The 25726-nt window shown below is 67.2% G+C and carries 23 protein-coding genes; 17 read left to right on the forward strand and 6 right to left on the reverse strand.

From position 1 onward, the window contains the following. Nucleotides 1–29 precede the first annotated feature (29 nt). Nucleotides 30–719, forward strand: coding sequence for a TetR/AcrR family transcriptional regulator (locus ACNQR1_RS16840; protein WP_418047313.1), 690 nt, complete (start codon nucleotides 30–32; stop codon nucleotides 717–719). 129 nt (nucleotides 720–848) lie between these two features. Next, nucleotides 849–2207: a Pup--protein ligase gene (pafA, locus tag ACNQR1_RS16845; protein ID WP_418047314.1), complete on the forward strand. Its 1359-nt coding sequence runs from the start codon at nucleotides 849–851 to the stop codon at nucleotides 2205–2207. Between the two features lie 11 nt (nucleotides 2208–2218). Here pafA and ACNQR1_RS16850 read toward each other — a convergent pair whose 3' ends face one another. Further along, nucleotides 2219–2710: a hypothetical protein gene (locus ACNQR1_RS16850; protein WP_418047315.1), complete on the reverse strand. Its 492-nt coding sequence runs from the start codon at nucleotides 2708–2710 to the stop codon at nucleotides 2219–2221. A gap of 180 nt (nucleotides 2711–2890) precedes the next feature. Here ACNQR1_RS16850 and ACNQR1_RS16855 point away from each other — a divergent pair, with 180 nt between their 5' ends. From ACNQR1_RS16855 to ACNQR1_RS16880, 6 genes are all read left to right on the forward strand, one after another. Further along, nucleotides 2891–3880, forward strand: a complete 990-nt coding sequence (locus ACNQR1_RS16855) for a helix-turn-helix transcriptional regulator (RefSeq protein WP_418047316.1) — start codon at nucleotides 2891–2893, stop codon at nucleotides 3878–3880. Continuing rightward, on the forward strand, nucleotides 3877–4884 hold the full coding sequence (locus ACNQR1_RS16860; RefSeq protein WP_418047317.1) for a helix-turn-helix transcriptional regulator: 1008 nt from the start codon (nucleotides 3877–3879) through the stop codon (nucleotides 4882–4884). The genes ACNQR1_RS16855 and ACNQR1_RS16860 overlap by 4 nt, the downstream gene beginning before the upstream one ends. A gap of 30 nt (nucleotides 4885–4914) precedes the next feature. After that, a complete protein-coding gene (tatA, locus tag ACNQR1_RS16865; RefSeq protein ID WP_418047318.1) occupies nucleotides 4915–5163 on the forward strand; it encodes a Sec-independent protein translocase subunit TatA in 249 nt (82 codons plus the stop codon). A gap of 74 nt (nucleotides 5164–5237) precedes the next feature. Then, the gene (gene tatC / locus ACNQR1_RS16870; protein ID WP_418047319.1) at nucleotides 5238–6182 is read left to right on the forward strand and encodes a twin-arginine translocase subunit TatC; all 945 of its coding nucleotides are present in this window, start codon (nucleotides 5238–5240) and stop codon (nucleotides 6180–6182) included. Beyond that, on the forward strand, nucleotides 6172–8916 hold the full coding sequence (locus tag ACNQR1_RS16875; protein ID WP_418047320.1) for a DEAD/DEAH box helicase: 2745 nt from the start codon (nucleotides 6172–6174) through the stop codon (nucleotides 8914–8916). The genes tatC and ACNQR1_RS16875 overlap by 11 nt, the downstream gene beginning before the upstream one ends. 38 nt (nucleotides 8917–8954) lie before the next feature. After that, on the forward strand, nucleotides 8955–9746 hold the full coding sequence (locus tag ACNQR1_RS16880) for a DUF4333 domain-containing protein (protein ID WP_418047321.1): 792 nt from the start codon (nucleotides 8955–8957) through the stop codon (nucleotides 9744–9746). Nucleotides 9747–9832: 86 nt separating this feature from the next. Here the strand turns inward: ACNQR1_RS16880 and ACNQR1_RS16885 are convergent, their stop codons facing one another. Then, entirely contained in the window at nucleotides 9833–10792 is a 960-nt protein-coding gene (locus ACNQR1_RS16885) for a 5'-3' exonuclease (RefSeq protein ID WP_418047322.1), read from the reverse strand. Continuing rightward, nucleotides 10789–11640, reverse strand: coding sequence for a hypothetical protein (locus ACNQR1_RS16890; protein WP_418047323.1), 852 nt, complete (start codon nucleotides 11638–11640; stop codon nucleotides 10789–10791). The genes ACNQR1_RS16885 and ACNQR1_RS16890 overlap by 4 nt, the downstream gene beginning before the upstream one ends. A gap of 106 nt (nucleotides 11641–11746) precedes the next feature. Between ACNQR1_RS16890 and ACNQR1_RS16895 the strand changes: the two genes are divergently transcribed. The 4 genes from ACNQR1_RS16895 to ACNQR1_RS16910 are packed head-to-tail and all read left to right on the forward strand — an operon-like array spanning nucleotide 11747 to nucleotide 18399. Beyond that, the gene (locus tag ACNQR1_RS16895; protein WP_418047324.1) at nucleotides 11747–13123 is read left to right on the forward strand and encodes a toll/interleukin-1 receptor domain-containing protein; all 1377 of its coding nucleotides are present in this window, start codon (nucleotides 11747–11749) and stop codon (nucleotides 13121–13123) included. Beyond that, nucleotides 13120–16851, forward strand: coding sequence for a WD40 repeat domain-containing protein (locus ACNQR1_RS16900; RefSeq protein ID WP_418047325.1), 3732 nt, complete (start codon nucleotides 13120–13122; stop codon nucleotides 16849–16851). Before ACNQR1_RS16895 ends, ACNQR1_RS16900 begins: the two co-directional genes overlap by 4 nt. Nucleotides 16852–16866: 15 nt before the next feature. Further along, the gene (locus tag ACNQR1_RS16905; RefSeq protein WP_418047326.1) at nucleotides 16867–17262 is read left to right on the forward strand and encodes a VOC family protein; all 396 of its coding nucleotides are present in this window, start codon (nucleotides 16867–16869) and stop codon (nucleotides 17260–17262) included. Between the two features lie 9 nt (nucleotides 17263–17271). Next, the gene (locus tag ACNQR1_RS16910; RefSeq protein ID WP_418047327.1) at nucleotides 17272–18399 is read left to right on the forward strand and encodes a M24 family metallopeptidase; all 1128 of its coding nucleotides are present in this window, start codon (nucleotides 17272–17274) and stop codon (nucleotides 18397–18399) included. A gap of 86 nt (nucleotides 18400–18485) precedes the next feature. On the opposite strand, the gene ACNQR1_RS16915 is transcribed toward ACNQR1_RS16910, so the two are convergent. Continuing rightward, on the reverse strand, nucleotides 18486–18911 hold the full coding sequence (locus ACNQR1_RS16915; RefSeq protein ID WP_418047328.1) for a F420-dependent biliverdin reductase: 426 nt from the start codon (nucleotides 18909–18911) through the stop codon (nucleotides 18486–18488). 35 nt (nucleotides 18912–18946) lie between these two features. On the opposite strand from ACNQR1_RS16915, the gene ACNQR1_RS16920 reads away from it, so the two are divergent. The 5 genes from ACNQR1_RS16920 to ACNQR1_RS16940 are packed head-to-tail and all read left to right on the forward strand — an operon-like array spanning nucleotide 18947 to nucleotide 24016. Beyond that, nucleotides 18947–19723 carry an SDR family NAD(P)-dependent oxidoreductase gene (locus tag ACNQR1_RS16920; RefSeq protein WP_418047329.1) on the forward strand — a complete coding sequence of 259 codons (777 nt, stop codon included), beginning with the start codon at nucleotides 18947–18949 and terminating at the stop codon, nucleotides 19721–19723. Beyond that, nucleotides 19723–20946 (forward strand): precorrin-6y C5,15-methyltransferase (decarboxylating) subunit CbiE, encoded by a 1224-nt coding sequence (cbiE, locus tag ACNQR1_RS16925; protein ID WP_418050400.1) that lies wholly within the window; start codon nucleotides 19723–19725, stop codon nucleotides 20944–20946. Before ACNQR1_RS16920 ends, cbiE begins: the two co-directional genes overlap by 1 nt. Then, a complete protein-coding gene (gene cobM / locus ACNQR1_RS16930; protein ID WP_418047330.1) occupies nucleotides 20943–21698 on the forward strand; it encodes a precorrin-4 C(11)-methyltransferase in 756 nt (251 codons plus the stop codon). The genes cbiE and cobM overlap by 4 nt, the downstream gene beginning before the upstream one ends. Continuing rightward, nucleotides 21698–22429 carry a cobalt-precorrin-6A reductase gene (locus tag ACNQR1_RS16935; protein WP_418047331.1) on the forward strand — a complete coding sequence of 244 codons (732 nt, stop codon included), beginning with the start codon at nucleotides 21698–21700 and terminating at the stop codon, nucleotides 22427–22429. The genes cobM and ACNQR1_RS16935 overlap by 1 nt, the downstream gene beginning before the upstream one ends. Nucleotides 22430–22456: 27 nt before the next feature. Then, nucleotides 22457–24016, forward strand: coding sequence for an adenylate/guanylate cyclase domain-containing protein (locus ACNQR1_RS16940; protein WP_418047332.1), 1560 nt, complete (start codon nucleotides 22457–22459; stop codon nucleotides 24014–24016). On the opposite strand, the gene ACNQR1_RS16945 is transcribed toward ACNQR1_RS16940, so the two are convergent. After that, on the reverse strand, nucleotides 24006–25079 hold the full coding sequence (locus ACNQR1_RS16945; protein WP_418047333.1) for a phosphotransferase family protein: 1074 nt from the start codon (nucleotides 25077–25079) through the stop codon (nucleotides 24006–24008). The two genes, ACNQR1_RS16940 and ACNQR1_RS16945, sit on opposite strands and share 11 nt — an antisense overlap. Further along, nucleotides 25076–25714, reverse strand: a complete 639-nt coding sequence (locus tag ACNQR1_RS16950) for a TetR/AcrR family transcriptional regulator (protein WP_418047334.1) — start codon at nucleotides 25712–25714, stop codon at nucleotides 25076–25078. Before ACNQR1_RS16950 ends, ACNQR1_RS16945 begins: the two co-directional genes overlap by 4 nt. Between the last annotated feature and the right edge of the window lie 12 nt (nucleotides 25715–25726).

A 25726-nucleotide genomic window follows, 5' to 3' on the forward strand; every position in this document is an offset into this window, starting at 1 on the left:
ACCCGAGTAATCGTCAACGGGAGGTGTCCGTGGCCCGTCGGGTCAAACCGGAGGATTACGCAGCCCGGCGTCGGGAGATTGTCGACGCCGCCCTGCAGCTCATCCTGGACAAGGGCTATGAGCGGATGACCATCGAGGACGTGCTGGCCAAGATGCAGATGTCCAAAGGGGCGCTGTACCACTACTTCGGCTCGAAACAGGCGCTGCTGGAGGGAGTCGTCGATGCGATGACGGAAAGCGCCGCACTGCCGTTGCGGGCCGTCATCGCCGACGACAACCTCGATGCGATCGCCAAGCTCCACGCCTATTTCGGTGCATCGGCCGCATGGAAGGCCGACAACCCGGCCGCCGTGGCGACCCTGATGATCCTGTGGCGCGACGAGAATGCGCTGTTCCGTCAGAAGCTGGCCAAGGAGTCCATGCGCACCTCGGTGCCCCTACTCGAATCCGTCATCGGGCAGGGCTGCGACGAAGGCGTGTTCGACACCGGGTTCCCGCACGAGGCCGCGATGTTCATCGCGAGCCTCGATGCCGCGCTCGCCGATGCCTTCGCCGTCGCGATCGAGCAGGACGGAACACGGGGGATCGACATCAGCGGACCCCGCGCGCAACGTGTGCTCGGCGCCTACCTGCAGGCGATCGAACGCATCCTCGGGCTGCCCGACGGCTCGCTGGCGTCCGTCGGCGAAGGGCCTACCGCCTCCGCCGCCGGCGGATAGCCGGGTCGACGTGATCGGGCCCGCGGTGCTCCGCCGGCGGCCGTGGCCGTCGTGATATCCAAATTTTGCCGCCCCGTCAGCGCGCGCTTGTCCACCCGTTGCGGTGAACCACCCCGTAAGCTCGTTAGCGTGCAGCGACGAATCATGGGCATCGAGACGGAATTCGGTGTGACCTGCACCTTCCATGGCCATCGCCGGCTCAGCCCCGACGAGGTTGCCCGCTATCTGTTCCGGCGGGTCGTGTCGTGGGGCCGCAGTTCCAACGTGTTCCTTCGTAATGGCGCCCGGTTGTACCTCGACGTGGGCAGCCACCCCGAGTACGCGACCGCCGAGTGCGACAACCTGACCCAGCTGGTCACCCACGACCGCGCCGGTGAGCGCGTTCTGGAGGACCTGCTCATCGATGCCGAGCAGCGGCTGGCCGACGAGGGCATCGGCGGCGACATCTACCTGTTCAAGAACAACACGGACTCGGCGGGCAACTCCTACGGCTGCCACGAGAACTACCTGATCGTGCGGGCCGGTGAGTTCTCCCGGATCTCCGACGTGCTGCTGCCGTTCCTGGTCACCCGCCAGCTCATCTGTGGCGCGGGCAAGGTGTTGCAGACGCCGAAGGCCGCCACCTTCTGCCTGAGCCAGCGCGCCGAGCACATCTGGGAGGGCGTCTCCAGCGCGACGACGCGGTCACGTCCGATCATCAACACCCGCGACGAGCCGCATGCCGACGCCGAGAAGTACCGGCGCCTGCACGTCATCGTCGGCGACTCCAACATGTGCGAGTCCACCACCATGCTCAAGGTGGGCACCGCCTCGCTGGTGCTGGAGATGATCGAGGCCGGTGTCCCGTTCCGGGACTTCTCCCTGGACAACCCGATCCGCGCCATCCGCGAGGTCAGCCATGACCTGACCGGGCGGCGTCCGGTCCGGTTGGCCGGCGGGCGGCAGGCCAGTGCCCTGGACATCCAGCGCGAGTACTACAGCCGGGCCGTGGAATACCTGCAGACCCGCGAGCCGAGCACCCAGATCGAGCAGGTGGTCGATCTGTGGGGCCGCCAGCTCGATGCGGTCGAGAGCCAGGATTTCGCGAAGGTCGACACCGAGATCGACTGGGTGATCAAGCGCAAGCTGTTCCAGCGCTACCAGGACCGCTACAACATGGAGCTGTCCGACCCGAAGATCAGCCAGCTCGACCTCGCCTACCACGACATCAAGCGCGGTCGTGGGGTGTTCGACCTGTTGCAGCGCAAGGGTCTGGCCTCCCGGATCACCACCGACGAGGAGATCGACGCCGCGGTCAACACCCCGCCGCAGACCACCCGGGCCAAGCTGCGCGGCGAGTTCATCAGCGCCGCACAGGAAGCCGGGCGCGATTTCACCGTCGACTGGGTGCACCTCAAGCTCAACGACCAGGCTCAGCGCACCGTGCTCTGCAAGGACCCGTTCCGGTCGGTCGACGAGCGAGTCAAGCGCCTGATCGCCAGCATGTAGCCGGCTCGGATTCAGAACAGGCGGGTGGCGGCCCGAGTGAAGACGAAGCCGTGCTCACCCGCGCGGCACGCGAACATCCCCACCGCCGGGTCGGCGCCGACCGCGCACACCATGCCCGCCTGAAGATTGATCTTGTGCGCCGGGGGCAGCTCGAGGAACTCGCCGGGTCGCGGATTCCAGTCGGGCGCCGGCGGCTCGGCGGGCGTCATCGTCGCCGGGGTGTCGGGACCGAACGATGTGTCCCAGTACCCGCCCCGGTCCGGCCGCGGTCCCCAACACCAGAGCCGGTGCAAGTAGTCGCGGGTATTGATGGAGCACCGCTGACCGTCGGGTGTCGTGAAGGTGTTGCCGCTGAAGTACTGCCGGGTGTTCTCGGTTCCGTAGATGTTCCCGGCGACCGGATAGCCCGAGAGGTCGGGGAACGCATCCGGGGCGGCGACGGGCATTCCGCCGGAGACACGGGTGCACGCGACCGCGCCGAGAAGCACAGCCGACGCTGTCATGCCGCGAACGAATCTGCGCACGCAGTCCTCCCGGGCATCAAGGGCGTCAGGTGATCACGCCGCTGGTCCAGCATCGCATTCGTGGCGCATCGGCCGGTGCACCTTTTCAGGTGCCGCCGCCCGCCCCGCCCGGCCGTCGCTGACGGGATCCGCCATGCGCAGGCCCTAAGCTTTCATCTCGTGGCGGTATCCAAAGTCGAGCGGTTGATGAACCTCGTCATCGCCCTGCTGTCCACCCGGTCGTTCCTGCCTGCCGACAAGATCCGCGCCAGCGTGGCCGGATACGCCGACAGTCCCAGTGACGAAGCGTTCTCCCGGATGTTCGAGCGCGACAAGAACGAGTTGCGCGACCTCGGCATCCCGTTGGAGACGGGCCGGGTGTCGAAGTTCGATCCGACCGAGGGCTACCGGATCAACCGGGACTCCTACGCGCTGCCGCCGGTGCAGCTCAGTGCCGAGGAGGCCGCGGCGGTGGCGGTGGCCACCCAGCTGTGGGAGTCCCCGGAACTGGTCACCGCGACGCAGGGTGCGCTGCTGAAGCTGCGCGCCGCGGGCGTCGACGTCGACGCCGACGGGGCCGGTGTGGCCATCGCGTCGACGGCGACTCTGCCCGGCCTGCGCGGCTCCGAAGAGGTGTTGCGGATCCTGCTCTCCGCGATCGATTCCGGGCACGCCGTGCGGTTCCGGCACCGCGCCTCACGTAATGCCGAATACACCAGCCGCAACGTCGAACCCTGGGGCGTCGTCACCCACCGCGGCCGGTGGTACCTGGTCGGACATGATCGCGACCGCGACGACACGCGTACCTTCCGGTTGTCGCGCATCGACGCCGACGTGAGTGCCGTCGGGCCTGCCGGTGCGGTGGCCAAGCCCGACGGTGTGAATCTGCGGGAGATCGTCGCCCGCGCGGTGGCGGAACTGCCGACCGGCGAACAGGCCAGGGTATGGATCGCCGGGGGACGCGCCACTGCGTTGCGCCGTCAGGCCATCGAGACCGTGCCGCGCACGCTGGGCGGGCGCGCGGGGGAGGAGATCACCGTCGACATCGGAATGTTCGACCGGCTGGCCCGGGAGATCGCCGGCCACGGCGCCGACGCCGTCGCGCTGGAACCCCGCTCGCTGCGCGAGGACGTGGTGAGCCGGCTGCGGGCGCAGGCGGGCACGGCATGAGCAGTCAGGTGTCGACCCGGCTGGTCCGGCTGCTGAACATGGTTCCGTACTTCCAGGCGAATCCGAAGGTCACGCGTGACGAGGCCGCGGCAACCCTGGGGGTCACCCGCAAACAGCTGGATTCCGATCTCGAGCAGCTCTGGATGTGCGGACTGCCCGGTTACAGCCCCGGTGACCTCATCGACTTCGACTTCGAAGGGGACACAGTCGAAGTCACGTTCAGCGCCGGCGTCGACCGCCCGCTGCGCCTGACGTCCACGGAAGCCACCGGCATCCTGGTGGCGCTGCGGTCGCTGGTCGACGTACCCGGGATGGTGGACCCGGAGGCTGCGCGCAGCGCCATCGCCAAGATCGAATCCGCGGCAGGCACCCAACGTGCGGCCCTCGAAGAATCCGGTCCCGAGGAAGCGGCGTCTCAGGAGCCCGGTGTGGCCGCAGCGGTCAGGGCGGCCGTGCGGGACGCCCGCGCGCTGACCCTGGAGTACTACTCGGCGTCGCGAGACTCCCTCACGACGCGCAGTGTCGACCCGATCAGGGTGGTACTGATCGGTGACAACAGCTACCTGGAGGCGTGGTGCCGCACCGCCGAGGCGGTACGGATGTTCCGGTTCGACCGGATCGTCGCCGCAGAACTGCTCGACGATCCCTCGGCCCCGCCGTCACCGGCGGTGCAGGCCGGCACCGACACCTCACTGTTCGATCCCGACACCGCTGACCCGTCGTTGCCGTCGGCCACCTTGCTGATCGACCACTCCGCGTCGTGGATGTTCGACTACTACCCACTGCGCGTGGTCAGCGAGTTGCCCGACGGGGCGTGCGAGGCGGTGATGACCTACGCGTCCCAGGAGTGGATGGCGCGCTTCCTGCTCGGGTTCGGTTCGGCAGTGCGGGTGTTGGCCCCAGAGGGGTTGGCGCAGCGGGTACAGGAGTCGGCGGGAGAGGCGCTGCGTGTGTACGACACAGTCGAACCGCATGCCTACGACGCCGGCGACACACGCGGGTAGACTCGGCACGGACGTCTGGAGGTAACCAAATTGGGTGGTCTACAACCCTGGCACTGGATCATTGTCATCGCGGTGTTCGTGCTGCTTTTCGGCGCCAAGAAGCTGCCGGACGCGGCACGGTCGCTCGGTAAGTCGATGCGGATCTTCAAGTCCGAGATCAAGGAGATGCAGTCGGATTCTGCGGCCCCCTCCGCGGAGACCCCGCCGGCCAAGCCGATTGCCTCCGAGCGGGTCGAGGCTCCTGCCCCCGAGCAGTCGCCGGACCGCCACACGGCCTGACCGGTCCGACCCCGATCGCGTCATCGCTCCGCGATGACGCGTCGCGTCTACGACCAGGCCGCTAGAACACGCCCGTGACCTCCGGATTCATCAAGAAGCTCGATCCCCGCCGTCGCCGCTCGCGGGTCAACCCCGACGGCACCATGTCGTTGGTCGACCACCTCCACGAGCTGCGTACGCGTCTGCTGATCGCGGTCGCCGCAGTCCTGGTCACCACCATCTTCGGGTTCCTCTGGTACACCCACGGTTTCCTCGGTGTGCACAGCCTGGGTGAGTGGTTGCGCGGACCCTACTGTTCGCTGCCCGCTTCGGCCCGCGCGACGATCGCGCCCGACGGCGAGTGCCGGCTGCTGGCGACCGGCCCCTTCGACCAGTTCATGCTGCGCCTCAAGGTGGCGCTGGCAGCTGGGCTGGTGATGGCATGCCCGGTGTGGCTGTACCAGCTGTGGGCGTTCATCACCCCCGGCCTGTACAAGAAGGAACGCCGCTTCGCCATGGCGTTCGTCGGCTTCGGTGCCGCACTGTTCATCGCCGGGGCGGTGCTGGCCTACGTGGTGCTGGCCACGGCCCTCGGCTTCCTGCTGACCGTCGGCAGTGACGTACAGGTCACCGCGCTGTCCGGCGAGCAGTACTTCGGCTTCCTCATCAACCTGCTGCTGGTGTTCGGCATCAGCTTCGAGTTCCCGCTGCTGATCATCATGCTCAACCTGGTGGGGGTGCTCAGCTACGAGCGGCTCAAGGCCTGGCGTCGCGGTTTGATCTTCGGGTTGTTCGTGTTCGCGGCGTTCGCCACTCCGGGTTCGGACCCGTTCACGATGCTGGCGCTGGCCTGCACGCTGAGCCTGCTGTTGGAGCTGGCCATCCAGATCGCGAGGTTCAACGACAAGCGCAAGGCCCGGCGGGAGGCCCTCGAGGTACCCGAGGACGAGGCCGCGCCGATCCCGACGGTGGAGCCGGTCGAGCGGCCGGCCCCGGTTGCCGGGTCGGGGCGGATCGACATCGACGACGATGCCACCTGAGTCCGGTGGCCAGAACGGTGGTGAACTGACCAAGTTCACCGCCGAATATCCCTTCGCGCTCGACGACTTCCAGCTGCGTTCCTGCCGGGCGCTGGAAAGCGGCCACGGCGTACTGGTGTGTGCACCCACCGGGGCGGGCAAGACCGTGGTCGGCGAGTTCGCCGTGCACCTGGCGCTGGCCGCCGGCGGCAAGTGCTTCTACACCACACCGATCAAGGCGCTCAGCAACCAGAAACACAACGATCTGGTGGCTCGGTACGGCGCGGACAAGATCGGACTGCTCACCGGCGACCAGTCCATCAACGGTGACGCCGACATCGTGGTGATGACCACCGAAGTGCTGCGCAACATGCTGTATGCGAATTCACCTGCACTGCACGGGCTTTCGTATGTGGTGATGGACGAGGTGCACTTCCTGGCCGACCGGATGCGCGGCGCGGTGTGGGAGGAGGTGATCCTGCACCTGCCCGAGGACGTGCTGCTGGTCAGCCTGTCCGCCACGGTCAGCAATGCCGAGGAGTTCGGCGGCTGGATTCAGACCGTCCGCGGCGACACCACCGTCGTCGTCGACGAACACCGCCCCGTCCCGCTGTCCCAGCACATGCTCGTCGGCCGTCGGTTGTTCGATCTGTTCGAGGGCACCAACAGCGCGCTCGTGGACCCGGACCTGTTGCGCCACATCAGCCATCGGCGTGAGGCCGACCGGCTCGCCGACTGGCAACCACGGGGGCGTGGGCGCGGAGGAGGTCGTCCGCAGCTGTACCGGCCGCCCAGCAGGCCCGACGTCATCGCCACCCTGGATGCTGCGGGTCTGCTACCCGCCATCACCTTCGTGTTCTCGCGGGCCGGATGCGACGCGGCCGTCCAGCAGTGCCTCCGTGCGCCGCTGCGGCTGACCACCGACGAGGAGCGCGCCCGGATCGCGGAGATCATCGACCGGCGCTGTGCCGACCTTGCCGAATCCGACCTGATCGTGCTGGATTACCACCAATGGCGCGAAGGCCTGCTGCGCGGGCTCGCTGCCCACCACGCAGGCATGTTGCCCGTGTTCCGGCACACCGTGGAGGAGCTGTTCACCGCGGGCCTGGTCAAGGCGGTGTTCGCCACCGAGACCTTGGCGCTGGGCATCAACATGCCCGCGCGCACCGTGGTGCTGGAGCGGCTGGTGAAATTCAACGGTGAGCAGCACGTTCCGTTGACGCCGGGGGAGTACACCCAGCTGACCGGACGGGCCGGACGCCGTGGCATCGACGTCGAAGGCCATGCCGTGGTGCTGTGGCGGCCCGACGACAGCAATGCCGAACCCGCCGAGGTCGCCGGGCTGGCCTCGACCCGGACCTTCCCGCTGCGCAGCTCGTTCGCGCCGAGCTACAACATGACCATCAACCTGGTACAGCAGATGGGGCCCGAACAGGCCCACAAACTGCTGGAGCGCTCCTTCGCCCAGTACCAGGCGGACCGGTCGGTGGTCGGGTTGGTGCGCGGGATCGCGCGCGGCGAGCGGATGATGGGCGAGTTGGCGGCCGAACTGGGCGGCAAAGACGCACCGATCCTCGATTACGTCCGATTGCGGACCAAGATCGGTGAACGCGAGCGTGCGCAGTCCCGGGCGTCGCGGCTGCAACGCCGCCGCGCCGCCACCGACGCGCTGGCCGCGTTGCGACGCGGCGACATCATCACCATCACCCACGGTCGTCGCGGCGGACTGGCGGTGGTGCTGGAGCCCGCCGAACGTGACAGCGACGACCCGCGTCCGCTGGTTCTCACCGAACACCGGTGGGCCGGCCGCATTTCGTCGGCCGACTATTCGGGTGCGTCGGTACCGCTGGGTGCGATGACGCTGCCCAAGCGGGTCGAACACCGGCAGCCACGGGTGCGTCGGGACCTGGCGTCGGCGTTGCGGTCGGCGGCAGCAGATCTGTCGGTGCCCTCGAAGCGCTCGAGCCGTGGCGACGCCGCCCCCGAACGGGATGTCGATCCCGAACTTGCCGGGCTGCGTGAGGAAATGCGGCATCACCCGGCGCACCAACTGCCGGGCCGTGAGGCCCAGGCCCGGATCGCCGAACGCTATCTGCGCATCGAACGGGACAATGCCCAGATCCAGCAGAAGGTGAATGCGGCGACCAACTCGCTGGCACGCACCTTCGACAGGATCGTGGCCCTGCTCAGTGAACGCGGCTTCATCGAGGCCGGCTCGGGTGAACCCCGCGTCACCGATGCCGGTCGCCTGCTGGCCCGTATCTACAGCGAGAGCGATCTGCTCGTGGCCGAATGTCTGCGCGCCGGACTGTGGGACGGTCTGCAGCCCGCAGAACTGGCCGGCGTGCTCTCGGCCGTGCTGTTCGAATCGCGCGGGGACAGCGCGGGCGGCGTCCTGGGAGTCGACATCCCCACCGAGGGCCTGCGCCGCGCGCTGGGCAAGACCCGGCGGGTGTCGGCGGATCTGCGCAGCGACGAGCAGCGTCACCGGTTGGCTCCCAGCCGTGAACCCGACGAAGGTTTCGTCACCGCTGTCTACCGGTGGGCCACCACGGGTGATCTGGCCGCCGCGCTGGCCGCCTCCGACGTGAACGGCTCAGGGTTGTCGGCCGGAGATTTCGTGCGGTGGTGCCGCCAGGTGCTCGACTTGCTCGACCAGGTGCGCAATGCCGCACCGGCAACTGCCCTGCGCAATAGCGCGAAACGCGCTGTCAACGACGTTCGGCGCGGTGTTGTTGCTGTTGATGCGGGGTAGTGTGTGGCAGGCGCTACCGAACAGGATCAAGGAGAACCATGAGCGGACCGCAGGGATCTGACCAGGGACAGCAGTGGTCCGGTCAGCAGCCTGAGCCCGGGGGGGAGCAGGCGCAGGGTGCCGAGGCATGGCAGCCGCCCACCCCCGCTTCCGAGGACCCCAGCACTCACGCTCCGGCCTGGCAGCCGCCGGCATACACGCCGCAGCAGTACCCGTCGTACCAGCCGCCTGCCCAAGGCGGCCAGCAGCCGGATTACTCGCAGCCGCAACAGCCGCAGTACCCTGGGCCCGAGCAGTACGGCCAGCCTGCCTACCCCGGCGGCCAGCCGCCGCAGTACGGGCAGGTGCCCGGCTACGGTCAGCAGCCCCAGTACGGGCAGCCCGGCCAGCCCCCGCAGTTCGGTCAGCCGGGGCAGTACGGCGTTCCCGGACAGTACGGCGCCCCGGGGCAGTACGGGCAATACGGCATGCCCGGCGCCGACGCGGGCTCCAAGCGTTCGGTGGCGACCATCGGTGTCATCGTCGGTGGCCTGGTGGCCCTGCTGCTGGCCATCCTCGCGGTTACCGCGTTCTGGCTGCCCGGATGGGCGATGACGACCAAGCTCGACATCGACAAGGCCCAGAGTGGCGTCGAGCAGATCCTCACCGACAAGACCAACGGCTACGGCGCCACCAAGGTCACCGGCGTCAAGTGCAACAACGGTGAGAACCCGACGGTCAAGAAGGATTCGAGCTTCGACTGCGAGGTCACCATCGACGGCACCAAGCGCAAGGTGACAGTGACTTTCAAGGACGACAAGGGCACCTACGAGGTCGGTCGGCCGAAGTAGTCCTTACCCGCTGCCGTTTTCCACAACAGGGTCGCCGCGCTGCCGCGCGGACGACCCTGTTGTGGTAAGTGCGGCCTCAGGTTTCCTCAGCCGGGCAGGCGGTCGAGCGCCGTCTGCAACCGGCTGATCGACGACGTCACCCCGTACGCCGCGGCCAGCTCGGCGACCCTGGCCGGGTTGCCCGCGGCCAGCGGCAATGTGTCGCTCGCGGTGGACAGGCGCACCGGAGCGTCGACGGCGACCCGGACCACCGGCTCGGCTGCGGCCATGTAGTCGGCGGCGGCCAGCAGCTTGGCCCGATGTGCTTTTGTCAGTGAGGATTTCGGATCCTCGGCGGCCGCCTGGATACCCTCCAGCGAGCCGTGCCGGGCCAGGAGCGTCGCGGCCGTCTTCTCGCCGATGCCTGCGACACCGGGAAGCCCGTCGGACGGGTCACCCCGCAGCAGTGCCAGCTCCGCGTATGCCGGCCCCGCCCGGTCGATGGGCACCCCGTACTGCTCGGCGACTTCCTCTGGCCCGAACTTCGTTGCCTTGGCCAATCCCCGGCCGATGTAGAGCACGCGGACGGCGGGAGCCGGCTCGTCGCGCACCAGCTGCAACAGGTCACGATCACCGCTGACCACCACGACCGGATCGTGTTGTTCCTGCGTCGCCAGCGTGCCGAGCACATCGTCGGCCTCGAACCCCGGTGCCCCCGCCGTGGCGATGCCGAACGCGTCCAGCAGTTCCATGATCATGTCGACCTGTGGCGTGAGGTCGTCGGGAACCTCTTCGACATCGGGCGTGCCGTCGGGCTGCGGTTGCTCGACCCGGTGCGCCTTGTACGACGGCACCAGATCGACGCGCCACTGCGGCCGCCAGTCGTCGTCACGGCACACCACGAGCCGGCGTGGACGCTCCCGGGTGACCAGCGTGGCGATCGAGTCCAGGAAACCGCGCACCGCGTTCACCGGCCGGCCGTCGGGCGCCTTGATCGACGACGGCACGCCGAAGTACGACCGGAACCACATGCTGGCGCCGTCGAGCAGCAGAACGGGGTCGCTCATCGGATCCTCCCGAAGACGTATGACGCGGCGGTGACCGCCTTGCCGCCGGCACCCTCGTCGTGCAGGGTGGCCCGCACCGCAACGGTGCCGGCCGCGCCGGGCAACACCTGGGTGTCCACCCGGAACGGGCCGGTCTTACCGCGGGCCAGGAACATCACGTGCGACGAAAGTCCTTGCAACGCATCAGTTTTCTCGGCACTGGCGGCTGCTTCTGCAGCGGCCGTCTCGAGGATCACGAACTGTGGGCCGATGTGCAGCGCGGCGTCCGGTGAGGCGACCTCGACCGCGAGCTCCGGAAGTGCCCAGTGCCCGGTGTCGCGCTTGCTGCCGCCGAACACCTGCCACAGCGGCGGCAGATCGGGACCGTCGACGACGTGGATCGGGTCCAAGGGCATCTTCTCCAGGCCCTCCGGCGGCGTACCGATGGAGATGCCCTGCCCCTCGGTCAGCGCGATGATCCGGTCCGGGTTGTCGGCGTCGACGATCACCGACCGGCTGTACGCCAGTTGTCTGCCTTGCTTGAGCACCTCGGTGTCCACCCGGATACGGGCCACATCCACTGCCGGATCCAGGACCTGGCAGGAGTGGATCACCGGGTTGGGTACGGCTTCCAGATCGCTCACGCCACCGCTGTCCGGCGAGGAGATGCCCAGCACCGCAAGCCGTAATCCGCCCGCCGGATTGCGCATGTCGCGCCGCAGCGTCACCGTGTCGTCGGCCGGCCCCAGGTCCATCGACGAGTACGAGCGCCCCAGGTAGCGGTAACTCAACAGGCCGCCCCAGCGCCTGCGCAGCTCAGCGGCGTACGCCTCAGGATCGTCGGTGAGATCGCGGATATCACGCAACATTCCAGCGACAGTAGCGGGTGGGGTGGTCGTGCGGACGCGGGCGTATCAACAAATCGAGTAGCCGACTACTCTATTGCGCCGCATTTCGTGAGAACACGATGGGAATGTGGACGATGAAGATTTTTGGGATGATCTTCTCTCGCATATCCGCGAGCGGCGGCTCGTACCGGTTGTCGGGCCCGAGCTGAATGTTGTCGGCGATTCCCAGCAGACCCTGACCACGCTGATCGGCGAGCAGCTCGTTGAGAAACACGGATTGGCCGTGCCTGCGGGCCCGACGACAATGGGCGAAGCGGTGGCTGCTTTTCTGCGCACTCGTGGCCAGATCGAGGGTGACCGGCTTTACCGGGATATCAACAAGATCATTGCGAAGCTGGACCCCGAGCCTGGCGAGGCACTCCGAAATCTTGCAGCCATCGATGACTTTCGGCTTTTCGTCGCGACCACGCCAGACCGCTTGCTGGCCAAGGCGGTGAACGACGTCCGGTTCCAGGGCCGGCCGATGGCCCGCGAGATCGCGTTCTCCCCGGTCCAGTCCACAAACGAACACTCCCTGAACGCAGAGGCGCCTGCGGCAGCAGAAACCGTGGTGCTGAACCTGTTCGGGCGGGTCGCGGCGACTCCTCAATATGCGATCCACGAAGAGGATCGGCTCGAGTGGATGCATGCTTTGCTGAGCGACACGGCAAGCCTTCCCAGTTGGCTCAATCACCAGATGAAGGACTGTGCACTGCTGTTCATCGGTTGTGAAATACCCGACTGGGTGGGTCGATTCCTCCTACGGATGTCGACAAATGACCGTCTGTCGATCGAGCAGAAGCAGTTCTTCTTCGCCGGGTGCTCATCGCAGTACGAGCCATCGCTATCTGACTTTTTCGAAACTTACTGTCGCAGCACGCAAGTTCAGCAGTTGAAGGTCTCGCCTACTGATTTCGCGGCCGACCTAAGGCGGCGGTGGGAACTGGAATCCGGAGTAAAGCCGCTTGCGCTGCAACCCGTGTCGCGGCGCGTCGCATCGGACATGCCATCCATCTTCATCAGCTACATGCGTGAGGATGTGGCCGAGGCGCGCCGGCTGCGCGACGCGATCAAGGATATCGGCGGCGATGTGTGGATGGACGAGGGAGAGCTGTTGGCGGGTGACGACTGGCACGCCGAGATTCTGGCGGCAATCCGCCGCACAGTTAAGTTGTTCGTGCCCGTCATTTCGGCGCGTACCGAGTTGGTCGAGGAAGGCTACGTCTTCAACGAATGGTACGAGGCGCTTCAGCGGTCGCGCCGGATACCGGGTCGCAGTTTCATCGTTCCCGTTGTCATCGATGACGACTTCCGGGGAGGCGTGGACGCGTATCCGAGAATGCAGGATTCCTTCGGGCACTTGAACGTCGGCCACGCACCCGGAGGTGAACCCGACGTAGATCTGCTTGCGGCATTGAAGCTCGCCATCCGTGGCATGCGCCGACCGACCAACGATGCAGCATGATCATCACCGAGACCGCACCGCAACTCGACAGCGAAAATCCATGGCCGGGGCTCGCGTCGTTCGAGGAGAGCGCTCACGCGTTCTTCTTCGGTCGTACCGAAGACACGCAGACCCTGCTCGCTCATGTTCTCGATACGCCGGTAACGGTGCTGAACGGAAGTTCTGGCCTCGGCAAGACCTCACTGTTGCAGGCCGGCCTGTTCCCGGAACTTCGCGCCCGCAATTTCCTCCCGATCTATGTCCGGCTGGAACTCAAGCACAGGGTGGGGGCACTGTCGCAGCAATTGCATCAGGCGGTTCGCAAAGCGATTCGTAGTGAGGCGCCGGACACCGTGCTGCCATCGGACGAGGAATCACTGTGGGAGTACCTGCACCGCAAGGGGCTGGAGATCTGGAGCGCGAAGAATCAGCTTCTGACGCCGGTGATGGTGATCGATCAGTTCGAGGAGATCTTCACGCTTGGCGAACGGGTTCCCGAGCTCGTGGATGCGTTCCGCGAGGAGTTGGGCGATCTGGCCGAGAATCGCATACCCGCGAGTTTGGCCACGCGCATCCACAACGACGAAACGGTGGCAGACCAATTCGACTTGCGTTCAAGGAATTTCAAACTTCTTATCAGCCTCCGCGAGGACTATCTGGCTGCTCTAGACGAATGGTGTGGATTGATCCCGGTGCTGAGTCGGTCACGTGTGCGGCTCCATCGGTTGCCTGCGAGCCAGGCGTTGGAGGCTGTGCACGAGCCCGCGGCGCACCTCATCACAGCCGATCTGGCGCACCGCGTCGTGAGTATCGTTGCGGGCAAGGACCTTCACCCCGGCCGTAAGGCCCAGGGTGGTGATATCGATTCGCCGAACGGGGAACTGGAACGTTCCGGCGTGGAGCCAGCGCTGCTGAGTCTGTTCTGCCGAGAGCTCAACGAGATGCGCAAGCGCCGAGGACTGCCGCGATTCGATGAAGATCTCGTGGAAGAGGCTCAGGAGCACACCCTGGCGAACTACTACCTGTCATGCGTCCGTGGCATGCAGCCGCGGGTGGCACGATTCATCGAATCCGAGCTCATCACCGAAACCGGGTTCCGCGACCGCTACATCCGCGAGGACGCGGTGCCCCGGTACCTCACCGACGACGAGCTCGAACAGCTGATCCAATCGCGACTGCTCCGGCTCGACGAAGACCGCTACGGAGCGCAATGGATCGAGCTGACACACGATGTGCTCACCGACGTCGTGCGCGAACACCGGGAGGTGGCCCGCACAGCGGAACTTGAGGCCGAGAAGAAGCGTCAGCAGGTCGCCCTCGACAAGGCGAAGAAGCGTGCACGGGTTCTCGTTGCGCTGTTGGCCGTTGCTGTGGTGGCAATCGTCGTGGCCGCTGGCCTAGGGATCTGGGCGTATATCGCCCAAGGTCAAGCGAAGGCCAATCTGCGCGCCGCGACCGCGCAGAAGTTGCTTGCCCAAGCGCAGGGAATCCTGAGCAGGGACGAACCAGGTGAGGACGTCCAGGCGTTCGACGAGATCCTCGCAGCGCGTGCCTTGATGCCCTCAGAGGACAGTTCGCTGTACACCGCTGTGACGCAACGCGCCACCACAGTCAAAGTTATTACTACCGATAGCTCGGTCAACAGCTTGGCGTACAGCACTGACGGATCTCGCATCGTGTCGGTCGGTGACGACAAGATGGTGCGACTGTGGGACGCCCGCACCGGGCGACCGATCAGGGAGCCACTCAAAGGTCATTCGGAGCTACTCCAATCGGTGGCGTTCAGCCCGGACGGAAAGCTCATCGCATCAGCCGGTGACGACCACACCGTACGGCTGTGGGATGCCGTCACGGGGCAGTCGGTCGGCAGCCCACTGGTCGGGCATGCAGGCTCGGTGTTGAACGTGGCGTTCAGTCGGGACGGGCACCGCCTCGTGACAACCAGCATGTCCGATGGCACGGTGCGGTTGTGGAACGTGGGTACCGAAGCCACTGGAAAGCAGACTAGGCCCCTCGTCATTGACGATCCCTCTGTGATCACGGCGGCATTCAGACCGGACGGCCGCCGGCTTGCTACCGCTGGCGTAGACGGCACCATCCGGCTGTGGGATACGGAGCGAGGCCGGCCGTTGGGCAATCTCCACCATGGCGAAGCCGGGATAGTGATGTGGGTGGCGTTCAGCCCCGATGGGCACACGCTGGCCTCTGCAGGTTGGGATAAAACGGTGCGGTTGTGGGATGCCGACACCGGCGAGCAAGTCGGGCAACCATATCTCGGCCACACCAGCGCGGTGAGTGCGGTGGTGTTCAGTCCGGACGGAACGCGGTTGGCGACGGCCGGATTGGACAACACTGTGAGGCTGTGGGACGTGAAGACGAGCCGACAAATCGGGGACTCCCTTGTTGGGCATGTCAGCGGAGTCAGCAGTGTCATGTTCAGTTCGGATGGGAAGCACTTGGCGTCATCGAGTTGGGACGGCACAGTTCGGATTTGGGACGCCGACGTCGATGCGCCCCTGGCCCACGGCGGAGATGTGAACGCGGTGGGGTACAGCCCGGACGGTCAACGGCTGGCGACGCTCAGTTTTGATGGGTCGGCCCGATTGTGGAACCCGGTCACCGGTCAGCCCGTCGGGGTGCCGATCAGGTATGGCCAGAGTGTCGATGCTGCGGTCTTCAGTCCTGACAGTCGGCGTCTCGCGATTGCGGCCGGCGACCAGGTGGCGCTACGTGACTCAAGTACCGGGAGGCCGATCGGTGGTCCGCTACGTCATGGTGACGTGGTGATGGACGTGGAATTCAGTCCGGACGGTCAGCGCCTTGCTTCGGCAGGCGCCGACAATGCGGTGCGATTGTGGGACGCCAATACAGGCAGGCAGATCGGCGGGCTGATGGAGCACACGGGGCCTGTCTACAAGGTGGTGTTCAGTCCAGACGGAAACCGCGTGGCTTCGCGTAGTGGTGAGCACACCACGGTGCGATTGTGGAATGCCCGGACAGGTCGACCGATAGGCGAGGCCCTGCCGGGTGCGAACTTCATCTTCAGCCCGGATGGTGACCGCCTCGCTGTCTCGAGTACGGACAACACCGTGCGGTTGTGGGATGTCGATACCGGACAGTCAGTTGCTGAGCCGCTTGTCCACACCGCGCGCGTGCGGGACATGAGATTCAGCCCAGATGGACACCTTCTCGCCACGGCCAGTGAGGATGGCACGGTACGCATGTGGGACGGCGACGATGGCCGAGTTGTCGGGAAGCCGATCAGGGGTAGCTATCCGGTGAGCGACGTAGTGTTCAGTCCGGATGGCGATCGTTTGGCGTCGGTGAGTCTGGACAACACGGTGCGGCTGTGGAACCCGGACACCGGAGACGAGGTCGGCGAGCCGCTCAGCCATACAAGTCCCGTGTCCGATGCGGAGTTCAGCCCGAACGGGGATTACCTCGCAACTTCCAGCGATAACGGCACGATTCGACTGTGGGATACCGATACCTCAGACGCGGTCGGTGCACCGCTGAAAGGACACAACGAAAGGGTGACTGACATAGCGTTCAGCCCCGACGGGAGCCAACTCGCATCCGCCAGCGTTGACGACACAGTGCGGTTATGGCCGGCCAAGGCATCGCCAGAGACGTTGTGCTCCAAGCTGACCCAGAATATGACGCGTGATGAGTGGCGCAGATGGGTATCGCCCAAGATTGACTACGACGACTACCAGCCCCTCTGCAAGAACCTGCCGGTCCCCAACTGAGCAGTAGCGTGAGGTATGACCTTCACCGTCGACCGTATCGACCATGTCGTGGTCAATTGTCGTGACGTCGATGCCACCGTCGATTTCTACGTGCGCGTGCTGGGCATGCGGAAAGAGGTGTTCGGCGGCGACCGCATCGCGTTGGTGTTCGGCGAGCAGAAGCTCAACGTGCGACCGACCGGTTCGGCTGGTTGGGTCACCGGTACCGTCGATGCCCCGGGCTCTCTCGATCTGTGCTTCATCGCAGACGTCGAACCGAAGGCAGTGGGCGCACATCTGAGGGCGTGCGGTGTCGACATCACCGAGGGCCCGGTCCGCAAGACCGGTGCACAGGGCCCGATGACCTCACACTACTGCCGGGATCCGGACGGCAACCTGGTCGAGATCGCCAGTTATCTGCCGCACCACTAGCCTCGTGCCATGAGTGTCAGCCGCTTCAGCACCGATGTCTATGCCCACCGGCTCTCCGCGGCCGCGTCAGCCGCAGCGGACGCCGGGCTGGCCGGCCTGGTCATCACCCCCGGCTATGACCTGCGGTACCTGGTCGGCTCTCGGGCCCAGACCTTCGAACGGCTGACCGCGCTCGTGCTGCCGGCCTCGGGGGACCCGACCATCGTGGTCCCGCGCCTGGAGCTGGCCGCGCTGCGCGAATCGGCGGTCACCGAACTCGGTGTGACGGTGCGCGATTGGGTGGACGGGCAGAACCCCTACCAGATGGTGGCCGACGCGCTCGGCGGGCCGGGCAACGCCGTGGCGGTCACCGACTCCATGCCCGCCCTGCACCTGTTGCCCCTGGCCGACCTGCTCGGAGTGGTTCCGGTACTGGCCACCGATGTGCTGCGGCGTCTGCGGATGATCAAGGACCTCGCCGAGATCGACGCGCTGCGCAAGGCCGGCGCGGCGATCGACCGGGTGCACGCCCGGGTTCCGGCGTTCCTGGTGCCCGGTCGTACCGAAGCCGACGTGGCTGCTGACATCGCTGAAGCCATTGTCGCCGAAGGACATTCAGAGGTGGCGTTCATCATCGTCGGATCCGGCCCCAACGGCGCCGATCCGCACCACGAATGCTCGGATCGTGAACTGAGCGCAGGCGACATCGTCGTCGTCGACATCGGCGGACCGTATGAGCCCGGCTACAACTCCGACTCGACCCGCACCTACAGCATCGGTGAGCCCGACCCCGAGGTGGCGCGGCGCTACGCGGTGCTGCAGCGTGCCCAGCAGGCGGCAGTTGCTGCCGTGCGCCCCGGCATGACTGCCGAACAGATCGACGCGGCCGCCCGCGACGTGCTGGCCGCCGAGGGACTGGCCGAAGCGTTCGTGCACCGCACCGGCCACGGTATCGGGCTGTCGGTGCACGAGGAGCCCTACATCGTGGCGGGCAACGATCTGCCGCTGGAGGCCGGCATGGCGTTCAGCGTGGAGCCCGGTGTGTACTTCCCGGGGCAGTGGGGCGCCCGGATCGAGGACATCGTCGTGGTCACCGAGGACGGCGCGCTGTCGGTCAACAATCAGCCGCACGATCTCGTCGTGGTGCCGGTGAACTAGCGACCTGCCGCGCTCGTAACGTGGTGGCGGTTTTTCGCATGTTTTCTCGCCACTGCGTTACGCGGGGCAGGCTCCGGATCCGAGAATCAGCCTTCGCCGCGGTCCAGCAGCTCCGAGGAACCCAGCACGCGCTCGATCCGCACCTCGATCACCACGCGGCGGGGGTTGACCCGCGGCGTGCGGTAGCGCTGGGCGTACCGGAGTTCGGCATCGCGGACCGCGTCGGCCTCGCTGCTCACCGTGGACTTGCCTTCCAGTGACAGCCAGCGGGCGCCGTCGACCTGGCTGAGCACCGCGATGCCGCGCTCGTGCGCGTTCACCGCCTTCTGTGAGCCGCCGTTGGTGATGACCCGCGCGATGTGCGTCTTGGGATCGAAGGTGAAACCGACCGCCACCACGTGCGGGGAATTGTCCGAGCGCAGGGTGGTGAGCATCGCGAGGTGGCGTTCGGTGAGAAACGCCAGCGCTTCGCTGGTGAGCTTGGTGGTTGCCTTGCCACGAGATGTAGCCATCGGGGTCCACGCTAGCGCAGGACATAATCGCTGCCATGGAGGACACAGCAGACACGGCCGGGATTGCCGGTACGGATCCACGTGTCGTGGTGATTTTCGGGGGCCGCAGCGAGATCGGTGTCGAACTCGCGGTGCGGCTCGCGCCCGGCGCGGTCGTCGTGCTGGCTGCGCGCCGTGCCGATCAACTCGCTGCGCAAGTGGCGGCCGTGCAGGAGGCCGGTGCCGCTGCGGTGCACACCCTTGAGTTCGATGCCGACGACGTCGCGGGCCACACCCGGGTGGTCGAGGCGATCGAAACCGGCCACGGACCGATCGACACAGCGGTGCTGGCCTTCGGGGTGCTGGGGGATCAGGACCGGGCCGAAGCCGATCCGGCCCACGCCGTGGCCATCGTGCACACGGACTATGTGGCGCAGGTCGGTCTGCTCACGGTGCTGGCGCAGCGGATGCGTGCCGCGGGCCGGGGCCGGCTGGTGGTGTTCTCCTCGATCGCCGGAGCGCGGGCCCGTCGCGCCAACTATGTCTACGGTTCGGCCAAGGCCGGCCTGGACTCTTTCGCCAGCGGGCTGACCGACGCCCTGCACGGGACCGATGTGCAGCTGCTGATCGTCCGGCCCGGATTCGTGATCGGCCGGATGACCGGGGGCATGGATCCGGCGCCGTTCTCCAGCACGCCGGCTCAGGTGGCCGACGCCACGGCCAAGGCGCTGGCCCGGGGCAAGCGTGCGGTGTGGGTGCCGTGGGTGATCCGGCCGATGATCTTCGTGACGCGGTTCGTGCCGCGGCCGATCTGGCGAAAGATGCCGCGGTGATGAGCGCTCGCGCGAAGAACAGAGGGCCGGTGACGGGGACGATCACCGTGGTCGGCATCGGCGCCGACGGGATGACCGGTTTGTCGCAGACCTCCCGCGACGAGTTGGCAAAAGCCACCGCGGTGTACGGCTCGCCGCGACAACTGGAACTGCTCGACGACAGCGTGACGTCGGACCGCCGCGAATGGCCGTCGCCGATGCTGCCTGCGCTGCAGGGATTGATCGATGAGGCGGGCGACGATGCCGACGTGCACGTGGTGGCCAGCGGCGATCCGCTGCTGCACGGCATCGGCGCGACGCTGATCCGCTTGTTCGGCGCTGACCGGGTGCGGGTGCTGCCGCACGTGTCGAGTGTGACGCTGGCCTGCGCCCGGATGGGCTGGACGGTGCCCGACACCGAGGTGATCAGCTTGGTCACCGCGCCGCCGCATACCGCGGTACGCCGCGGCGGACGCGCTGTGGTGCTCTCCCGCGATGCGCAGACCCCGACCACGCTGGCACGGCTGCTGTGCGAATCCGGCCGGGGCGACTCGGAATTGACCGTGCTGGAGCAGCTGGGCGGGCCGGGGGAGCGCCGCCACGACGGCACCGCCGCGCAGTGGGCGACAGCTGGCCCGGTCGATGTCGACGACCTCAACGTGGTGGCGGTGACCTACCGTCCCGATGACCGCCGGGCTCAGGCGCTTCCTGACGAGATGTTCTCCCACGACGGGCAACTCACCAAGCAGTCGGTCCGGGCGGTCACGCTGGCGGCGCTGGGTCCGCGGCCCGGAGAGTTGTTGTGGGATGTCGGCTCGGGGTCGGGCAGCATCGCGATCGAATGGTCGCGCAGCGCACCGGGTTGCTCTGCGGTGGCGTTCGAACGCGACGAGCAGCGCCGCGAGCGGATCCTGGGCAATGTCACGGCCTTCGGAGTCCGGGTGGACGTCCGCGGCGGCGCTCCCGAAGCCCTCGACGGTGCGCCCGAGCCCGACGTCATCTTCGTCGGTGGTGGCGTCACCCAGCCCGGATTGCTGCAGGCCTGCTTCGACCGCCTGCCCTCAGGTGGGCGGATGGTGGTCAACGCGGTCACGCTGGAATCTGAAGCAGTTGTGGCGCAATGGTATTCGAAGGAAGGCGGCGAGGTGCGGCGTTATCAGCACTACCAGGGCGGTGCGATCGGCGGCTTCACCGGCTGGCGCCCGGCGCTTCCGGTCACGCAGTGGGCGGTGGTCAAGCGATGACGGTGTACTTCATCGGCGCCGGCCCGGGCGCTGCCGACCTCATCACGGTGCGCGGTGCGAAACTGCTCGGCAGCTGCCCGGTGTGTCTGTACGCCGGATCCATCATGCCGGAGGATCTGTTGGCGTTGTGCCCGCCCGGCGCGAAGGTGGTCGACACCGGACCGCTGAACCTGGACCAGATCATCGACGAGTTGGTCGCCGCAGACCGCGCGGGCGTCGATGTGGCACGGCTGCATTCCGGAGATCCGTCGATCTACAGTGCGCTGGCCGAGCAGTGCCGCCGCCTCGACGAGCTGGGCATCGGGTACGAGATCGTCCCCGGCGTACCGGCATTCGCCGCGGTGGCCGCCGCGCTGGGCCGCGAGCTCACGGTCCCCGGCGTCGCCCAGACGGTCACCCTGTCCCGGGTGGCCACCCTGTCCACGGCGATGCCCGAGGGCGAGGACCTGCGCACGCTGTCGGCCCCGGGGGCGACGTTGGTGCTGCACCTGGCCGCGGCCCAGATCGACAACATCGTGCCGCAGCTGATCGACGGTGGATACCGGTCCGAAACCCCTTGTGCGGTGGTGGCATTCGCCAGCTGGCCGCAGGAGATCGTGTTGCGTGGCACGCTCGCCGACATCGCCGAGAAGATGCATGCCGCGGCGGTCACCAAGACCGCGGTGATCGTCGTCGGTGATGTGCTTGCCGCTGAAGGGTTTTCCGACAGCTACCTGTATTCGTCGGGCCGGCGTCGTGGGGCCACCCACTGATGAAGGTCCTGCTGCTCGGCGGAACCGGTGAGGCCCGTGCCCTGGCCGCCGCACTGCATCCAGAGGTCGAGGTGATCAGCTCCCTGGCCGGGCGGGTACCGGATCCGGCGCTGCCGGTCGGACCGGTACGCATCGGCGGGTTCGGCGGAGTGGCCGGGATGCGGCAGTGGCTGGCCGACGAGTGCGTCGACGCGGTGGTCGACGCCACGCACCCGTTCGCCGCCACCATCACCGCCAACGCGGCCCAAGCGTGCATCGAACTCGGGGTGCCGCACCTGGTCCTGGCCCGGCCGGCATGGGCGCCAGGATCGGCGATCGTGGTGGTGTCGGACACCGAAGCCGCCGAAGCGGTGGCCGGGAATGGCTATTCGCGGGTCTTCCTCACCACCGGCAGGTCCGGCACCCGCGCATTCAAGGACGTCGACGCCTGGTTCCTGATCCGCGCCGTCACCGCGCCCGACCCGGACACCCTGCCCGCCGATCACCACCTGCTGCTGTCCCGCGGTCCGTATGACTACGACGGCGAGCTGGCGCTGCTGCGCGAGCACCGCATCGACGCGTTGGTGACCAAGAACAGCGGTGGCGCGATGACCGAACCCAAGCTGCGGGCCGCCGAGACTGCCGGGGTGCCGGTGGTGATGGTGGACCGTCCGGCACTTCCACCCGGAGTGCAGACGGTCGACACGGTCGAGGACGCTGCGGACTGGGTTAGGGCGAAAACCGCAGGCTGACGCATCCGGGCGCAGTAGGCTCCGAACGTGGCGGAGACGTCATACGCACCGTGCGGCGGTCTGAGTCTCGCCTACCAGGTATTCGGAGACGGGCCCGTCGACCTTGTCTACGCCGGTTCGTTCGTCAGCCACCTGGAGCTGTTCTGGACGATGCCCGAGTTCGAGGCCTTCATGGAGCGGATCTCGACGTTCTGCCGCGTCCTGCTGTACGACAAGGCCGGCGTCGGACTGTCGGACCCTGTCCCGCAGGTACGCACGCTCGATGAACGGGCGGCGGAGATCGAGGCCGTGATGGATGCCGCGGGGTTCGGCCGTGCCGTGCTGTTCGGGTTGAGCGAGGGCGGGCCCGCGGCGATGCTGTTCGCCGCGACCCGGCCCGAACGGACCCAGGCCCTGGTCCTCGCCGGCACCTTCGCGTATTTCGGTATCACCGAGTGGGCTGACTTCGACCGTGACCCGGCCGAGCTGCATGCGCGGATCCTGACCGAGATGGGTGAGGACTACACGCCCTCGATTCGGCAGCTCGCCGCCTTTCAGGAATTCGGCCGCGCCAGCATCTCGCAGTGGGGTACCGGTGCGGCACTCAAAATCCTGTTCCCGGCCGCCGGGTCCGTGCGTCAGCTCGGGATGGTCGAGCGGATGAGTGCCAGCCCGGGAATGGCCCGGGCCACGCTGGGGGCGTTGTTCCGGATCGATGTGCGGTCGATCTTGTCGACCATCGCGGCGCCGACCCTGGTCGTCCATGCCACCGGCGATATGGTCCCGATCCAGGGCGGGCGGTATATCGCCGCCCGCATCCCGGGCGCGCGGCTGTTCGAGGTGGACGGCACCGACCATGCGCCCTGGATTGCCAATCCTGACGAGATCACCAGCGAGATCGAGGGATTCCTCACAGGCAGCCACGCCGCACCGTCGCAGTCCCACCGGGCCCTGCGCACGGTCCTGTTCACCGACATGGTGTCTTCCACGCAACACGCCGCAGCGACCGGGGACGAGCGGTGGCGGGCGGTGCTGCATCGGATGGGGGAGATCACCGCAGACCTGACCGGTCGATTCGGCGGTGTCGTGGTGAAGAGCACCGGCGACGGACACCTCGCCACCTTCGACGGTCCGACACAGGCGATCCGCTGCGCCGAGGCGCTGCGCGATCAGACCCAGACCATGGGCATCGAGATCCGCGCCGGCATCCACACCGGCGAATGCGAGCTGCTGGACGGCGATATCGGGGGAATCGCCGTCCACATCGCGGCGCGCATCCTCGGGTTGGCCGGCGCGGGGGAGATCCTGGTGTCGAGCACCGTCCGCGATCTGGTCGTGGGCTCGGGAACCGGCTTCGAGGACCGCGGCGACGTCGAACTGCGTGGGGTGCCCGGCACCTGGCGGCTGCTGGCGGTCGATCGCCACGGTGCGCGGGCCGGAACGCCCGAAGCGGAGCTGTCCTCGGTGCCGACGCCTGGTCCGAGGCCCACGATGCGTCGATCGGATCAGGCCATGGCGGTGATGGCACGGCGGATGCCTCGGATCGTGCGGGGGATCGCCCGCGTCACCCCTGGCACCCGCGTCACGGGACCGCCGGTCAGGCGTTGATCAGATCGAGCGTCCCGAGCTCCCGGATGGCCTGACAGCCGCGCTGGGCCATCACCACCATCATGTCGTCACCCCGCTCGGTGGAGCTGGCGAACGCGGTGCCGAGAACCGTGATCAGCGGCGCCTGCAACATACCCAAACGGTAATCCTGCCAACAGGTCTCGCGGTCGTAGCCGGCGACACCATGGGACAGCAGCCGGTCGTGGTAGGCGGTCACCAGATCGGCTTCGGAAGCGGCCCGAACGGCCGGGTCCAGGCTGGTCGCAGTGAAGTACGACAGGTCGCGCGCGGGCAGGCCCGAGCCGAGAGTCTGCCAGTCCACCACGGTGATCCGGGTCCGGTCGGGGTCGAACAGCATGTTGTCCAGGCGGTAGTCGCCGTGCAGGATCGCGAACCGGTCCGGTTCGGCCAGCAGCCACGGGGTGACGACCGACATCGCCGCGCGCATGGTGTCCTGGTCCTCGGCGTTCAGTCGCGCGCCGATCTTCTCCAGGGTGATGTCGGCGGCCATCTTGGCGACGTCCCCGAATCCCTTGGCGGAGTCGGGTTCCGGCTTGGGCATGGCGATGCCGGGGAAGTTCGCCCACCGCGGGTCGGCCCACGTCGGCCCGTGCAGGTCGGCGAGTGCCAGCACCGCCAGGGTGGCTTCGGCGGGTGTGCAGCCGGCGATCTGATCACCTTGCTCGGCGGGCGCCATATCGGCCAGGAGCAGGACGAAATCGGCTCCCTCTCCGGCGATTTCACAGTGGTGGCAGTGTGGGACCGGGATCTGTACGTGGTCGGCCACATTGGTGTAGAAGGCGTGCTCTGACCGGTACCCGATGGTGACGCGGTCACGCACGGTGTCGTCCTGCGATGGCAGCTTGACCGCGAACGTGCCCGGCAGGTCGGCGTCGTCGCGGTAGGTGACGGTGACCCGGTAGGTGGCACCTGTCTGGCCCGTGCCGATCGGCGCGGTCTGCACCGAATCCACATCGGCGCCAAGGACCTGCGACAGCCACCCGGCCGTCACCTCGGCGGGCTTGCCCGGGATGGACTTGGGGATCGACCCCGCCGCGGTCACTGCACTGTCCCGTAGATCGAGCCCATCCACATTGCTTCCGCGCCTTCCAGTAGTTGTTGTCGCGACAGCGGTCCACCCAGGATGAACCGTTCCAGCAGTCGGTCGTTGAACTCCATCAGCAGGCTGGCCAGTACCGCGGGGTCGGCGCCGTCGGGAGCGCGGCCCGCGGCGCGCTCGGCGGCGATCACCGTCGAGACGGTGGGAACGAAGGACTCGCGTGCGCTGTCCCACAGATCGCGGACGGCGCCGCTGGCGCCCCGGGCCTCCAACATGGCCTGCATCAGGTAACGGTGATCCTCGGCCGTCCGCAGCACGGCCTCGATGGTGGCGTGGACCCGGTCGCGGGGTGGCCTGGTGGTGTCGGCCAGGATGTTGTTGGCGGCGAACAACGCGTCGTACATGGGCTCTACCAGCGCTGCGACCGCCGTCGCCTTGTTCTCGAAATAGAAGTAGAACGCCGAACGGCCGACGCCCGCCTGCCGCGCCACCTCCGCGATGTTCAGTGCGTCGAATCCGGTCTTCTGCAGGTGCTCGTTGAGCGCCTCCAGGATCGCGGTGCGCCGCTGATCACTGCGTTGCGGTTGGCGTCGGTCGATCGGTGACCGCGCGGGTGCGCCCTGTGGTGCCGTCGGCATGCTGGCCGGCCT

The sequence above is a fragment of the Mycobacterium sp. 48b genome, from assembly GCF_048282725.1.
Classification (GTDB): Bacteria; Actinomycetota; Actinomycetes; order Mycobacteriales; family Mycobacteriaceae; genus Mycobacterium.

Bases quoted from the DNA above. Each gene is read 5' to 3' on its own strand.
- cobM (WP_418047330.1), top strand. From the start codon at position 20,943: ATGACGGTGTACTTCATCGGCGCCGGCCCGGGCGCTGCCGACCTCATC.
- ACNQR1_RS16900 (WP_418047325.1), top strand. From the start codon at position 13,120: ATGATCATCACCGAGACCGCACCGCAACTCGACAGCGAAAATCCATGG.
- ACNQR1_RS16860 (WP_418047317.1), top strand. From the start codon at position 3,877: ATGAGCAGTCAGGTGTCGACCCGGCTGGTCCGGCTGCTGAACATGGTT.
- ACNQR1_RS16935 (WP_418047331.1), top strand. From the start codon at position 21,698: ATGAAGGTCCTGCTGCTCGGCGGAACCGGTGAGGCCCGTGCCCTGGCC.
- ACNQR1_RS16885 (WP_418047322.1), bottom strand. From the start codon at position 10,792: ATGAGCGACCCCGTTCTGCTGCTCGACGGCGCCAGCATGTGGTTCCGG.
- ACNQR1_RS16875 (WP_418047320.1), top strand. From the start codon at position 6,172: ATGCCACCTGAGTCCGGTGGCCAGAACGGTGGTGAACTGACCAAGTTC.
- ACNQR1_RS16850 (WP_418047315.1), bottom strand. From the start codon at position 2,710: ATGACAGCGTCGGCTGTGCTTCTCGGCGCGGTCGCGTGCACCCGTGTC.
- ACNQR1_RS16910 (WP_418047327.1), top strand. From the start codon at position 17,272: ATGAGTGTCAGCCGCTTCAGCACCGATGTCTATGCCCACCGGCTCTCC.
- ACNQR1_RS16880 (WP_418047321.1), top strand. From the start codon at position 8,955: ATGAGCGGACCGCAGGGATCTGACCAGGGACAGCAGTGGTCCGGTCAG.
- ACNQR1_RS16905 (WP_418047326.1), top strand. From the start codon at position 16,867: ATGACCTTCACCGTCGACCGTATCGACCATGTCGTGGTCAATTGTCGT.
- ACNQR1_RS16920 (WP_418047329.1), top strand. From the start codon at position 18,947: ATGGAGGACACAGCAGACACGGCCGGGATTGCCGGTACGGATCCACGT.
- ACNQR1_RS16950 (WP_418047334.1), bottom strand. From the start codon at position 25,714: ATGCCGACGGCACCACAGGGCGCACCCGCGCGGTCACCGATCGACCGA.
- ACNQR1_RS16915 (WP_418047328.1), bottom strand. From the start codon at position 18,911: ATGGCTACATCTCGTGGCAAGGCAACCACCAAGCTCACCAGCGAAGCG.
- ACNQR1_RS16890 (WP_418047323.1), bottom strand. From the start codon at position 11,640: ATGTTGCGTGATATCCGCGATCTCACCGACGATCCTGAGGCGTACGCC.
- cbiE (WP_418050400.1), top strand. From the start codon at position 19,723: ATGAGCGCTCGCGCGAAGAACAGAGGGCCGGTGACGGGGACGATCACC.